Raw genomic sequence first — 13,863 nt, 5'->3', positions numbered from 1 at the left:
CCATGACATCGCAGGATTCCATGCGCCGTGCCGGCGCGCTGATCGCCGGACTGATGCTGGCGCTGGCCGGTTGCAAGGGGGGAGACCGGCCAGCGCAGGCCACCGCTACCGAGGCTGATCCATGGCCACAGGTGGCCTGGCCCCTGGCCGAGGATGCCGCACTGGAGAAACGCATCACCGACCTGATGGCCGGCATGACCGTGGAGGAAAAGGTCGGCCAGCTGGTGCAGGGAGACATCGCCAGCATCACCCCCGACGACGTGCGCAGATACCGGCTCGGCTCGATCCTGGCCGGAGGCAACTCCGATCCTGGCGGTCGCTACGATGCATCGCCCGCCGAGTGGCTGGCGCTGGCGGACGCGTTCTACGACGCCTCCATGGACACCTCGCAGGGTGGAAAGGCAATTCCGCTGCTGTTCGGCATCGACGCGGTGCACGGGCAGAGCAACATCATCGGCGCCACGCTGTTCCCACACAACATCGGGCTCGGCGCTGCTCGCAATCCCGAGCTGCTGCGCAGGATCGGCGAGATCACCGCGCTGGAGACACGCGTCACCGGCATGGAATGGACGTTCGCGCCCACGGTCGCGGTTCCGCAGGATGACCGCTGGGGGCGCACCTACGAGGGCTATTCGGAGTCTCCCACCGTAGTGGCCAGTTATGCGGGTGCCATGGTGGAGGGCCTGCAGGGCAGGATAGGGTCGCCTGACTTTCTTGATGGCCGCCATGTGATCGCGTCGGTGAAGCACTTCCTGGGCGATGGTGGCACGACCGGCGGGAAGGACCAGGGCGATACCCGCATCAGCGAGGCCGAGCTCGTGCGCATCCATGCGGCCGGCTATCCGCCGGCGATCGCTGCCGGAGCACAGACCGCCATGGCGTCGTTCAACAGCGTCAACGGCGAGAAGATGCACGGCCACCGGCACTACCTCACCGACGTGCTGAAAGGGCGGATGAACTTCGGCGGCTTCGTGGTCGGCGACTGGAATGGCCATGGACAGATCAAGGGCTGCACGACCACCGACTGTCCCGCCACCATCAATGCGGGCCTGGACATGGCCATGGCGTCGGACAGCTGGAAGGGCTTCTACGAAACCACCCTGGCGGCCGTGAAGGACGGCAGGATCACTGCTGAGCGGCTGGATGATGCGGTGCGCAGGATCCTGCGGGTGAAGTTCCGCCTGGGCCTGTTCGAGGCGGGCAGGCCTTCCACCCGGGCGGTGGGTGGCCAGTTCGCGCTGATCGGCGCCCCTGAGCATCGCGCGGTGGCGCGGCAGGCGGTGCGCGAGTCGCTGGTGCTGCTGAAGAACCAGAACGGCATCCTGCCGCTGTCGCCAAAGCAGCGGATCCTCGTGGCCGGCGACGGTGCCGATGATGTCGGCAAGCAGGCCGGCGGCTGGACGCTGAACTGGCAGGGCACCGGCACCACCCGCAAGGACTTCCCCAATGCGGATACGATCTTCGAGGGCATTGCGCAGCAGGCCAGGGCCGCGGGTGGCGAGGCCACGCTTGCCATCGATGGCAGATACACAGTGAAGCCGGATGTGGCGGTGGTGGTGTTCGGTGAAGATCCGTATGCCGAGTTCCAGGGCGACCTGCCCACGTTGGCCTACAAGCCCGGCGATGAAACGGATCTGGGATTGATTCGCCGGCTCAAGGAAGACGGCATTCCAGTGGTGGCGGTCTTCCTGAGCGGGCGACCTCTCTGGGTGAACCGGGAAATCAATGCCGCGGACGCCTTCGTGGCGGCGTGGCTGCCGGGATCGGAAGGCGGTGGCGTTGCCGACGTACTGCTGCGTGGTCCGGATGGCCGCATGCAGCACGACTTCAAGGGCAGACTCAGCTTCAGCTGGCCACGTACGGCCACGCAGTACGCCAACAACGTCGGCCAGAAGGACTACGCCCCGCTGTTCCCGTTCGGCTTCGGTCTGAGCTATGCCGACAAGGGCGATCTGGCGGCACTGCCGGAAGTTTCGGGCGTCACCGGCAACGAGGGGGCGACCGGTGTCTTCTTTGCCCGCGGCGATGCAGGTGCCGGCATGGCGCTGCGGCTGGAGGATGGTGCCGGGCAGGGCATGACCGTGATCAGCGTGCCGGATGCACTGGCAGATGACCGTCTGAAGATCACCGGTGTGGACCATCTGGCCCAGGAGGACGGCCGGCGTCTTGCCTGGTCGGGTCAGGGGGAAGCCGTGGTCGCACTGCAGTCGCACACGCCGCTGGACCTGCAGCGGGAAGCCAATGGTGATCTGATGCTGTTGACCACGCTGCGTGTCGACGTGGCACCACGTGGCGAGGCGTGGTTGTCGGTGGGCTGTGGTGCCGGGTGCTCGGCGCGCATCGCCATCGGGCCCACGCTGGCGGCGCTTCCGGTCGGCCAGTGGACGCGCGTGGGCATTCCCCTGAAATGCCTGGCTGCGGCCGGAGCGAAGGTGGGTGCGCTGGATCGGCCGTGGTCGGTGGGGACGGCTGATGCAATGACGATCTCCGTGTCCCGCGTGGCGCTGGGCGCGCTGAACGAAGCCGAGACCACCCTCGGATGCGGTGCGTGATGGCATCCTGCCTGAAGGCCAGCGCGCTGGACACAGGCACCGTGCGGGTGCCGGCATGATACGGGCCTGTGCGCTACCGGTGCGTAGGCGGGGCCGCCACCGAATCGCGTGCGATCAGGCGATGCGGCACGACATGATCCCGCAGTACGGGGGCGTTTCCGGCCGGGCGACGGATGGTGCGCAGCAGGATATCGATGGCAGCATTGGCCATCGAGGCGATCGGCTGATGGATCGTCGTCAGTTCCGGCCACACGGTGGTCGCGGCCGATGTGTCATCGAAGCCCACCACCGACAGGTCGCGGGGAACCTCCAGGCCGCGTCGGTGCGCCACGGAGATGGCGGCTGCCGCCATGTCATCGTTGCTGGCGAAGATGGCCGTCGGTGGCCGACGCTGGGACAGCAGCTTCTCGGCGGCGGCCAGTCCGGACCGGTAGGTGTAGTCGCCGTGCTGGACCAGGCCGGGTTCCACCGACAGTCCGGCTTCCTGCAACGCGGTGACGAAACCATCGTAGCGACGCGCACTCGCGCTCAGATCCCGGCGCCCGCGGATGAAGCCGATGCGGCTGTGGCCCTGCCGGATCAGGTGCTCGGTCATTTCCTTGCCTGCGTTGAAGTCGTCGATGCGGACGCAGGACAGGGCCTCGCTCAGGCGCCCCGATGCGATGGCCACCACCGGGATGCCGGCCTTCACCAGTTCACTCACGGCCGCCTGCGATTCGCACAGCGGCGGCGGCAGGATCACCCCGTCGACGCGGCTGGCCAGGGCACGCGCTGCCGTGCGCTCGGACTCATCGTCAAGGTTGTCCCAGTAGTCGATGACCAGTTGGATGGCAGAGCTGGACGCGACGCGCAGCAGCCCGACCAGCAGTTCGCGCAGGTAGGCACCGCTGGGATTGGTATAGATCAACGCAATGCGCGTGTGCTGCGCAGCGGCCAGCGAACTGGCCGCCAGATTGGGCGTATAGCCCAGCTCACGCACGGCACGCATCACCCGCTCGCGGGTGACGTCCCGCACCTTGCCCTGGTTGATCACCCGCGACACGGTCATCGGCGAAACGCCGGCAAGGGCCGCAACCTCGTCGATCGTCACGCCCGCGGTTCTGCGGCGAACCGATTTCTTCGGCTTGTCCAATGCACGATCCCTTTGTTCTTGGTGGCGTTGCCGCGCAGGTGCGAGGGCAGATGATGAACCGTTCCGGCGCCGGTCGTAGTCTACAAAGTCGAATGTTAACGCCGTTGTTCCGTGCTGTCGGCGGACGGCTGTGCGCCGCCCTTGCCTTGCTGGCATGCGCCGGTGGCGCACATGCGGAGGATGGCTACGCATTGTGGATGCGCTACGTGCCGGCGGCCGTGGAGGTCGCTGCCGGCTATCGGCTGCAGCTGGGCGAGGTGGTCGCCCCTGACCAGACGCCTACCCAGCGCGCCGCGCGTGATGAACTGGCGCGCGGCCTTCCCGGGGTACTGGGAACGGCACCGCCCATCCGCACGGACCTCGCCGGTGATCACGCCCTGGTGCTGGGCACGCCGCAGTCCTCGATGCTGGTCGCGCCGTTCCGCGAAGACATTGCCACCTTGGGCGAGGATGGCTACCTGATCAGGAAGGTCCGCAGCGGAGGACGCGATCTTCTGCTGGTGGCGGCACGGCAGGACATCGGTGTGCTGTACGGCGTGTTCCACCTGCTGCGGCTGCTGCAGCGTGGCGCATCGCTGGAGTCGCTGGACGTGCGGGAATCGCCCCGGGTTGCGCTGCGGGTGCTCGATCACTGGGACAACCTGGATCGCTACGTCGAACGCGGCTACGCGGGCGGCTCCCTGTGGGACTGGCAGACCCTGCCGCAGTGGCGTGACCCGCGCTATACCGACTACGCCCGCGCCAACGCGTCGCTGGGCATCAATGGCACCGTACTGAACAACGTCAATGCCAGCGCCCTGAGCCTGTCGCCGGCCTATCTCGCCAAGGCCGCCGCGCTGGCGGACCTGTTCCGCCCCTACGGCATCCGTGTGTACCTGAGCGCACGCTTCAGCGCGCCCATCGAGCTCGGCGGCCTGGCCACGGCCGATCCGCTGGATCCGGAGGTGCAGCGCTGGTGGCGGAAAAAGGTCGAAGAGATCTACGCCCTCATCCCGGATTTCGGCGGCTTCCTGGTCAAGGCGAACTCGGAGGGCCAACCGGGCCCGCAGGATTACGGCCGCTCCCATGCCGACGGTGCCAACCTGCTGGGCGATGCCCTGGCGCCGCACAACGGCGTGGTGATGTGGCGTGCCTTCGTCTACTCGCACGAGGTGCCGGAAGATCGCGCCAAGCAGGCCTACGGTGAGTTCATCGGCCTGGACGGTGCCTTCCGCCGCAACGTGATCGTGCAGGTGAAGAACGGGCCGATCGATTTCCAGCCCCGCGAGCCGTTCCATCCGCTGTTCGGCGCAATGCCACGCACGCCGTTGATGATGGAGTTCCAGATCACCAAGGAGTATCTGGGCTTTGCGACGCACCTGGTGTACCTGGGCACGCTGTACGAGGAAGTGCTGCGGGCCGACACCCGGGTACGCGGACCGGGCTCCACGGTCGCGCGCGTGGTCGACGGTTCGCTGCACGGCCACGCGCTGACCGGCATCGCCGGCGTCGCCAACATCGGCGTGGACCGGACCTGGAGCGGCTCGCACTTCGATCAGGCCAACTGGTATGCCTTCGGGCGGCTGGCCTGGAATCCGCAGCAGTCTGCCCGCGCCATCGCTGAAGACTGGGCCGCGCTGACGTTCTCGCCGGACCCGCAGGTGACCGGCCCGATCGTGCGGATGATGATGGCCTCGCGCGAAGCGGCGGTGGACTACATGACCCCGCTGGGCCTGCATCACCTCATGGCCCGTGGGCATCACTACGGCCCCGGTCCCTGGGTGGATGGAGGGCCACGCGCCGACTGGACGTCCGTGTACTACCACCGCGCGGACCGGCACGGCGTGGGCTTCGACCGCACATCGGCCGGAAGCAACGCGGTGTCCCAGTACGCCCCGGCGGTCGCCGCGGAGTACGGCGACCTGGCGCGGGTGCCGGAGTCGCTGCTGCTGTGGTTCCATCATGTGCCGTGGGATCACCGCATGCGTTCGGGGCAGGTGCTGTGGGACGAACTGGTGGGACGCTACTCGCGTGGCGTGCGCCAGGTGCTGTCCCTGCAGGCTGCCTGGGCAACCCTGCAGGGCCGGATCGATCCACAACGCTATCAGCACGTGTCCGCGTTCCTGCAGATCCAGCAGGAGGAGGCGCAATGGTGGCGCGATGCCAGCGTGGCGTACTTCCAGTCGCTCAGCGGCCGGCCGTTGCCGCCCGGCGAACCGCCACCGCCGCACCCGCTGTCGTATTACCAGGCATTGCAGTTTCCTTTCGCACCGGGGGATGGACGATGAGCATGATCGGACGGGCCGGGCGGGCGGCCTTGCTGCTGGCCCTGGCTGCAATGGCCGGGTCCGTCGCGGCACGGGAGCCGGCGGCGTTGCTGCATCCGCTGTTCCAGGATCATGCCGTCCTGCAGCGTGATCGGCCGATCGCGGTCTGGGGCCAGGCGCCTGCGGGGCAGGAGGTTTCCGTGACCTTCGCCGGGCAGGCGGTGACCACGCAGGCGGATGCCACGGGCCGATGGCACGCCACGCTGCAGCCGACTCCGGCAGGTGGCCCCCACATGCTGCAGGCAACGTCCGGCAAGGACATCCAGATCGCCCGCGACATCCTGGTCGGCGATGTCTGGCTGTGCTCCGGACAGTCGAACATGGAGCTGCCCGTGTGGCGCGCGCTCAATGCAGGCAGCGAGATCGCCTCCGCCACGCTGCCGACGATCCGCCTGTTCACCGTGCCGCAGGGCGCGGCGGTGCAGGCGCAGACGACATTCCAGAGCGCGGTTGCCTGGACGCCGGCATCGCCCGCCACGGTGCGCGACTTCTCCGCGACCTGCCTCTACTTCGCACGCGAGCTGCAGCGCACGGTCGCCGTGCCGATGGGATTGATCCAGGCCGCCTGGGGCGGCTCGCGGATCGAGGCATGGACCAGCGTCGAGGCGCTGCGCGCGCAGCGGGGCATGGCAGAGCCCCTGGATATCCTCGCGCTGTATGCCGGTGACCCCCTGGCGGCACGCGCACGCTGGGGGCGGTACTGGCAGCAGTGGTGGGCGACGCGCAATGACGCTGTTCCCGGTGAAGCGCCGTGGCGCGCGGAGGCCAGCGACAGCGGATGGCAACCGGCGCCGGCAGCGCTGGGCGCATGGGAGCATTGGAACGTCCCGGCGCTTGCCGATTACAACGGCATGGTGTGGTATCGCACGCAGGTCACGCTGAGTGCGGAACAGGCGGCGCAGGGCGCGACGCTCGAACTGGCATCCGTTGACGAGACGGACATGACCTGGGTGAACGGTGTCGCCGTGGGCAGCCAGTATGGCGCCGGTGAGCGGCGCTATCCGCTGCCGAAGGGGCTGTTGAAGGCCGGGTCCAACAGTGTCGTGATCAACGTGCTGGACACCTACGGTGAAGGTGGCCTGGCCGGCCCCGCCACCGCACATGCGGTGATCCTGGAGGACGGTCAGCGGGTGGTGCTGGATGCGTCCTGGCAGTACCGGATGGCACCTGGCGGACAAGCGCCCCCGTTCGCTCCCTGGCAGGCGGCGACGGGTCTGTCGACGTTGTACAACGGCATGATCGCGCCGCTGGGCGCTTTCGGACTGCGCGGCATGCTGTGGTACCAGGGGGAGTCGAACACCGGCGACGGCGCCGGATATGCGGCACTGCTGCGCTCGCTGCGGGACGACTGGCGACGCCAGTTCGGTACGGATACGCCGTTGCTGCTGGTGCAACTGGCTGGCTATGGCCAACCGCCCGTCGCCCCTGCGGACAGCGGATGGGCGCAGGTGCGCGACGCACAGCGCCGGGTCGCGGCCGAAGATCCCCGCAGTGGCCTCGCCGTGGCCATCGACATCGGCGATGCCTACGACATCCACCCACCGAACAAGCAGGAACTGGGTCGCCGTCTGGCCCGGGTCGCGCGCCACGTCATCTACGGCGAGCACGCAGTGGCCCCGTCAGGGCCGGATGCGGCCAGGGCCCTGCGCGTGCCGGCAGGCGTGGCCGTCGAATTCGAGGATGTCGACGGCGCCCTGGCAGCAATCGGTTCGAAGCACCCCGTCGGCTTTGAACTCTGCGATGCCGCTGCCCCGCGCTGTGAGTACAGCGACGCCGAACTGGATGGACGCCGGGTGGTGTTGCGCAGCCTGCCTTCCCTGCGCCCGACGCATGTCCGCTACTGCTGGGCCGATGGCCCGGTGTGCACGCTGCGTGACAGCAGCGGGGCGCCGGCCGGTCCGTTCGAACTTCCCATTGCCGACGCCGAGGCCCGACGATGAAGATGTTGTCCCTGCAGCACCCTTCTGCCCGGCGCGCCCGGGTGTCACTGGCGCGCCGGATGCTGGCAGCGATGTTCGCGCTGTCGGCGGCGACCGCCCATGCCGCCTCGCCAGACGCCACGCCGCCGGTGTACTTCGACTGGTTCGAGTACCGCGGTCATGACACCGCGTTTGAGGCGCCGCTGCCGGCGGGCCACTACCGCAACCCGATCCTGGCCGGCTTCCACGCCGATCCGAGCATCGTGGGCGCGAACGGGAAGTTCTATCTGGTCAACTCCAGCTTCACCTACTACCCGGGCATTCCGGTGTTCGAGAGCGTCGACCTGGTCCACTGGAAGCAGATCGGCAACGTGATCGACCGTCCGACACAGCTGGATTTCGACGGTCTGAGCGTCTCCCGCGGCATCTTCGCGCCCACCATCGAGTTCCACGAGGGAACCTTCTACGTCGTCACCACCGCGACCGACAGTGGTGGCAATTTCATCGCCACCGCGCGGGATCCGGCGGGACCGTGGTCCGATCCGCACTGGTTGCCCAGCATCGATGGCATCGATCCGTCACTGTTCTTCGACGACGATGGCAAGGTCTATCTGATCAACAACGATGTGCCGCCTGGTCCGGCGCGCTACGACGGCCACCGCGCCATCTGGATGCAGCAGATCGATCTGTCGGCCTTCAAGCCGGTCGGCCCGCGCAGGGTGCTGGTCGATGGTGGCGTGGAGCCTTCGAAGAACCCCATCTGGATCGAAGGGCCGCACATCTACAAGCGTGAGGGGTGGTACTACCTGTCCGACGCCGAAGGCGGCACAGGGCCGCAGCATTCGCAGGTGGTGCTGCGCAGCCGTGATGTGTGGGGGCCGTACATCCCCTATCCGGGCAATCCCATCCTGACCCAGCGCGAGCTGCCGGACGACCGGCCGCTGCCGATCACCAATGCAGGGCACGCCGATCTGATCGAGGGCCCGGACGGCTCGTGGTGGGCAGTGTTCCTTGCCAGCCGCAACTACCAGAAGCGGCACTACAACACCGGGCGCGAAACCTATCTGCTGCCGGTCCGTTGGCAGGATGGCTGGCCGCAGATCCTGCCGACCGACCAGGCCATTCCCTATGTGGTCAAGGCACCGTCCTGGATGCAGGGGCAGGCGTCCCAGGCGCCGCTGACCGGCAACTTCGTCGACCGCGACACCTTTGATGGGCCGACGCTTGCCGCCCACTGGCTGCGCGTTCGGGTGCCCAAGCAGGCCTGGGCCGACCTGGGTGACCGGCCGGGCATGCTGGCCGTGCACCCGCTTGCGGAGAATCTGGACACGCTGCGCAATCCGGCGTTCCTCGGTCGCCGCCAGCAGCATCTGCGCTTCGAGGCGAGTACCGAGATGTCCCGTCCGGCCATCGGTGTCGCGGCGGGCCTGGCTGCATTCCAGAGCGAGGCCTACTGGTACTTCCTTGGGGTCCGCAGCGTGCGCGGTGATCGTCTGTCGGTCTTCCTCGAGGGCCGTGACGGCAGCGGCGCTACGCGAACGCTGGCCAGCCGCGAGGTCCCCGCATCCGCGGTCCTGCGCCTGAAGATCGCCGGGGATGAGGCCGACTACGCGTTCTCGTTCGATACCGGTGACGGGCAGGGCTGGCAAACGCTGGCACGCGGTGTGGATGGCACGGTTCTGAGTACTGATCGCGCAGGCGGCTTCGTAGGCGCACTGCTGGGACCATTCGCGCGCGATGAGCGCGCCGGGAGGAGCAAATGATGATATCGACTTCGTCCAACGGCGCTGTACACCGCGGCACGCGGCATGGCCGGCGGGCGCTTTATGCTGCGCTGCTGTGCGTGGCGACCGCCGCGTCGGCCGCTGCGCCGCGGCCGTGGCTGGATGCTTCGGCCAGCTTCGAGCAGCGGGCCGCATCGCTGGTCGCCCAGATGACGCTGGAGGAGAAAGCCGCGCAGATGCAGAATGCCGCGCCGGCGATCGAGCGCCTCGGTGTGCCGGCCTACGACTGGTGGAACGAGGGGCTGCATGGCGTGGCGCGGGCAGGTCAGGCCACTGTCTTTCCACAGGCCATCGGACTGGCGGCAACGTTCGACGTGCCGCTGATGGGCGAGGTGGCGACGACCATCAGCGACGAGGCCCGTGCGAAGCATCACCAGTTTCTCCGCGAGGGATCGCACGGGCGTTACCAGGGGCTCACGTTCTGGTCCCCGAACGTCAACATCTTCCGTGACCCGCGCTGGGGCCGTGGCCAGGAAACCTACGGCGAGGATCCCTACCTGACTGCCCGCATGGGCGTCGCCTTCGTACGTGGCCTGCAGGGCGATGACCCGGTGTACCGCAAGCTCGATGCCACGGCCAAGCATCTGGCCGTGCACAGCGGGCCGGAGGCCGACCGTCACCACTTCGACGCGCGGCCCAGCCGGCGCGACCTGTACGACACCTACCTGCCGGCGTTCGAGGCGCTGGTGAAGGAGGGCGATGTCGATGCGGTGATGGGCGCATACAACCGGGTGTACGGCGAGTCAGCCAGTGCCAGCCGGTTCCTGCTGCGCGACGTGCTGCGGCGTGACTGGGGCTTCAAGGGCTACGTCGTCTCGGACTGCTGGGCGATCGTCGATATCTGGAAACATCACCGGATCGTTGCCACCCGCGAAGCCGCCGCAGCGCTGGCGGTCAGGAATGGCACCGAGCTGGAGTGCGGACAGGAGTACGCCACGCTGCCCGCAGCCGTGCGCCAGGGCCTGATCACCGAAGCGGAGATCGACGACGCGGTGACACGCCTGTTCGCCGCACGGATGCGCCTGGGCATGTTCGATCCACCGGAGCGGGTGCGTTGGGCGCGGATTCCCGCCTCGGTCAACCAGGCGCCCGCGCACGACACCCTGGCGCTGAAGGCCGCCCAGGAATCGCTGGTCCTGCTGAAGAACGAGGGGGTACTGCCCTTGTCGCGTGACCTCAAGCGCATTGCCGTGGTCGGTCCCACGGCTGACGACACCATGGCGCTGCTCGGCAACTACTTCGGCACACCGGCCGCGCCGGTCACGATACTGCAGGGCATCCGCGATGCGGCGAAGGGTATCGACGTGCGCTACGCCCGTGGCGTGGACCTGGTCGAGGGGCGTGATGATCCTAGCGCGACGCCCCTGATCGAGCCGACCTTCCTGCGGCCGTCGGCGGCGTCGACCGAGCGTGGCCTGCGTGGCGAGTACTTCCGCACGGCCGACCTGTCGGGCACGCCGGCACTGGTCCGCACCGACGCGCAGATCGGCTTCCGCTGGGACCGCGGCTCGCCAACCGACAATCTGCTTGCCCGTGGCGAGGCGGCGCCGGGGCAGGGCATTCCGAGCGATGGTTTCAGCATCCGCTGGACCGGACAGCTGCTCCCGCCGGTATCCGGGCGCTATCGGCTGGAGGTGGCCGGCGACGACGGCTTCCGCCTGTATCTGGACGGCAAGCGCGTGCTGGACCACTGGGTGAACACGGATCGTCTGCACGCCGAAGGTATCGACGTCGATCTGCAGGCGGGCCGCGCCTATGAGCTGAAACTGGAGTACTACGACGACGAGCGCGATGCGGGCGTGCGGCTGGGCTGGCGCATGCCGGGCGCCAAGGCACCCTTCGACGAAGCCCTTGATGCGGCCCGCGACGCCGATGTCGTGGTGTTTGTCGGCGGCCTGACCGGCGACGTCGAGGGCGAGGAGATGACCGTCAACTATCCGGGCTTCGCGGGCGGGGACCGGACCGATCTGCGGCTGCCGGCACCCCAGCGCACCCTGCTGGAGGCACTGCATGCCACCGGCAAGCCGGTGGTGATGGTTCTGACCGGCGGATCGGCAATGGCCGTTGACTGGGCCCAGGACCATCTGCCGGCGATCCTGATGAGCTGGTACCCGGGGCAGCGCGGCGGCACTGCCGTGGGCCAGGCGCTGTTCGGCGACGTCAACCCCGCAGGTCGTCTGCCGGTGACCTTCTACAAGGCCGGTGAAGCGCTGCCAGCGTTCGACGACTACAGCATGGAGGGCCGTACCTACCGGTACTTCCGCGGCACCCCCCTGTATCCGTTTGGCCACGGGCTCTCGTACACCCGCTTCGATTACGCAGCACTGCGCATTGATGCGGACAGGATCAATGCCGATGGCCGGCTGGGTGTGCACGTGGACGTGACCAACACCGGCACACGCAGCGGTGACGAGGTCGTGCAGCTCTATGTGCGACGCCAGCAGGCCGGCAGCGACGAGGCCGTGCAGGAACTGCGTGGCTTCCAGCGTGTCCATCTCGCCGCCGGCGAACGGCGCACCGTGACGTTCTCGCTTGAGGCACCGCGGGACCTGCGCCGTTATGACCAAGCGGGCGGTGCCTATGCGGTGCCACCCGGGGCCTACGAGGTGCGGGTCGGCGCCTCGAGTGCCGATATCCGCGCGCGGGCCGGGTTCTCGGTGGAGGCCGTGCATGGCAAGCACTGAACACACCCTCACGGTGCGCGAGAAGCTGGGCTACAGCCTGGGCGATCTCGCGGCGAACCTGATCTTCCAGACCCTGATCACCTATCTGGCGTTCTTCTACACCGATGTCTACCGGCTGCCGCCGGCAACGGCGGCTACGATCATCTTCGTGGTCGGCATGCTCGGCGCGTTCGTTTTCACCCCGCTGATCGGCATCGCCGCAGACCGCACCTCGACGCGGTGGGGGCGGTTCCGTCCGTGGATCCTGTGGACGGCGATCCCGTTCGGCGTGCTGTCGCTGCTGGCGTTCAGCACGCCAGAACTGGGCGCGCGGGGCAAGGTCATCTATGCGCTGGGCACCTACGCTCTGCTGGTCTTCGTCTATGCAGCGAACAATCTGCCGTACTCCGCACTGAGTGGTGTGCTGACCGGCAGCATGGCACAGCGCAACAGCCTGTCGGCCTACCGTTTCGTGGCCGTGATGATCGCGCAGTTCATCATCCAGGTCCTGCTGATGCCGCTGGTGCTGATCCTGGGTGACGGTGACCGCGTGCGGGGCTTCGAACAGGTGATGACCGTGTTCGCCATCGTCGGGACGGTGTTCTTCCTGATCACCTTCGCCACCACGCGCGAGCGCATCGTTCCCACCCGCGAGCAGACCGGAGGCGTGCTGCAGGATCTGTCTGACCTGCTGCACAACCGGCCGTGGCAGGTGATGCTGGCCCTGACCGTCCTGGTGTTCATCAACCTGGCGCTGAAGGGTGGCACGTACATCTACTACTTCCAGTACTACATGAGCGACGCTGCGCTGGTCGACTTTCTGGAAAACTCAGGATTCAACGGCCTGATCAGGGCCCTGAATGCAGGTCTGGGTAGTGCCGGATTCGCCGGCTTCAGCTGGCCCAGGGACGCGGCAACCTCGGCCTTCAGCCTGTTCAATGCCTGCGGAATCATCTGCATGATCCTGGGCATCGGCGTATCGCGACGGCTGGCAGACCGCTTCGGCAAGCGTGACGTCTTCGGCGGCGCACTGTTCATCTCAACCCTGTTCCTGCTGGCCTTCTACCTGTTTCCGCCGACGGCGGTCGGCGTGGCCTTTGCTGCCTTCATGCTGCATGGATTCTGCTACGGGATCACCATCCCGCTGCTGTGGGCGATGATCGCCGACGTTGCCGACTACTCGGAATGGAAGAACCATCGCCGGGCCACCGCGATCATCTTCTCGGCGATGCTGTGCGGCCTGAAGATCGGCCTCAGCGTGGGAGGCGCCCTGGTCGCCGGCATTCTTGCCCACTACGGCTACCAGGCGGGCGTGGCGACACAGCCCGAGGGCGTGGTCGAGGGCATCCGCCTGACCGTGAGCGTCTACTGCTCCCTTCCTTTCCTGCTCGCCGTGGCGCTGCTGTTCGCGTACGAAATCGACAAGCGCGCGGAAGCCCGCATCGAACAGGACCTCCAACTGCGTCGCCGCACGGCCGACGCGTCCGCGTAACCCAACGATGACGAC

Annotated in this window: 7 protein-coding genes; 6 read left to right on the top strand and 1 reads right to left on the bottom strand. The window is 67.6% G+C overall.

Going from position 1 to position 13,863, the window contains the following annotated elements; all coding sequences use genetic code 11:
* Positions 1–2 precede the first annotated feature (2 nt).
* Positions 3–2,552: an exo 1,3/1,4-beta-D-glucan glucohydrolase gene (locus QMZ25_RS06565; RefSeq protein WP_283219321.1), complete on the top strand. Its 2,550-nt coding sequence runs from the start codon at positions 3–5 to the stop codon at positions 2,550–2,552.
* A gap of 73 nt (positions 2,553–2,625) precedes the next feature.
* Here QMZ25_RS06565 and QMZ25_RS06560 read toward each other — a convergent pair whose 3' ends face one another.
* Complete coding sequence (locus QMZ25_RS06560) at positions 2,626–3,684, bottom strand: LacI family DNA-binding transcriptional regulator (RefSeq protein ID WP_053516379.1); 1,059 nt, start codon at positions 3,682–3,684, stop codon at positions 2,626–2,628.
* A gap of 92 nt (positions 3,685–3,776) precedes the next feature.
* Between QMZ25_RS06560 and QMZ25_RS06555 the strand changes: the two genes are divergently transcribed.
* The 5 genes from QMZ25_RS06555 (at position 3,777) to QMZ25_RS06535 (ending at position 13,848) form a co-directional block, all read left to right on the top strand.
* Positions 3,777–5,951: an alpha-glucuronidase family glycosyl hydrolase gene (locus QMZ25_RS06555; RefSeq protein ID WP_283219299.1), complete on the top strand. Its 2,175-nt coding sequence runs from the start codon at positions 3,777–3,779 to the stop codon at positions 5,949–5,951.
* A complete protein-coding gene (locus tag QMZ25_RS06550; RefSeq protein WP_283219298.1) occupies positions 5,948–7,930 on the top strand; it encodes a sialate O-acetylesterase in 1,983 nt (660 codons plus the stop codon). The genes QMZ25_RS06555 and QMZ25_RS06550 overlap by 4 nt, the downstream gene beginning before the upstream one ends.
* Positions 7,931–8,001: 71 nt before the next feature.
* A complete protein-coding gene (locus QMZ25_RS06545; protein ID WP_283219320.1) occupies positions 8,002–9,672 on the top strand; it encodes a glycoside hydrolase family 43 protein in 1,671 nt (556 codons plus the stop codon).
* Positions 9,672–12,377: a glycoside hydrolase family 3 protein gene (locus QMZ25_RS06540; RefSeq protein ID WP_231108701.1), complete on the top strand. Its 2,706-nt coding sequence runs from the start codon at positions 9,672–9,674 to the stop codon at positions 12,375–12,377. The genes QMZ25_RS06545 and QMZ25_RS06540 overlap by 1 nt, the downstream gene beginning before the upstream one ends.
* A complete protein-coding gene (locus QMZ25_RS06535; protein WP_283219297.1) occupies positions 12,364–13,848 on the top strand; it encodes an MFS transporter in 1,485 nt (494 codons plus the stop codon). Before QMZ25_RS06540 ends, QMZ25_RS06535 begins: the two co-directional genes overlap by 14 nt.
* Positions 13,849–13,863: the final 15 nt, after the last annotated feature.

This window comes from Stenotrophomonas sp. RS-48 (genome assembly GCF_030053245.1).
Lineage (GTDB): Bacteria > Pseudomonadota > Gammaproteobacteria > Xanthomonadales > Xanthomonadaceae > Stenotrophomonas > Stenotrophomonas maltophilia_P.
This window is presented reverse-complemented; position numbering and strand designations above follow the sequence as displayed.

Excerpts from the sequence above, each read along its gene's own strand:
- QMZ25_RS06565 (WP_283219321.1), top strand. The coding sequence starts at position 3 with ATGACATCGCAGGATTCCATGCGCCGTGCCGGCGCGCTGATCGCCGGA.
- QMZ25_RS06555 (WP_283219299.1), top strand. The coding sequence starts at position 3,777 with ATGTTAACGCCGTTGTTCCGTGCTGTCGGCGGACGGCTGTGCGCCGCC.
- QMZ25_RS06550 (WP_283219298.1), top strand. The coding sequence starts at position 5,948 with ATGAGCATGATCGGACGGGCCGGGCGGGCGGCCTTGCTGCTGGCCCTG.
- QMZ25_RS06545 (WP_283219320.1), top strand. The coding sequence starts at position 8,002 with ATGTTCGCGCTGTCGGCGGCGACCGCCCATGCCGCCTCGCCAGACGCC.
- QMZ25_RS06540 (WP_231108701.1), top strand. The coding sequence starts at position 9,672 with ATGATATCGACTTCGTCCAACGGCGCTGTACACCGCGGCACGCGGCAT.
- QMZ25_RS06535 (WP_283219297.1), top strand. The coding sequence starts at position 12,364 with ATGGCAAGCACTGAACACACCCTCACGGTGCGCGAGAAGCTGGGCTAC.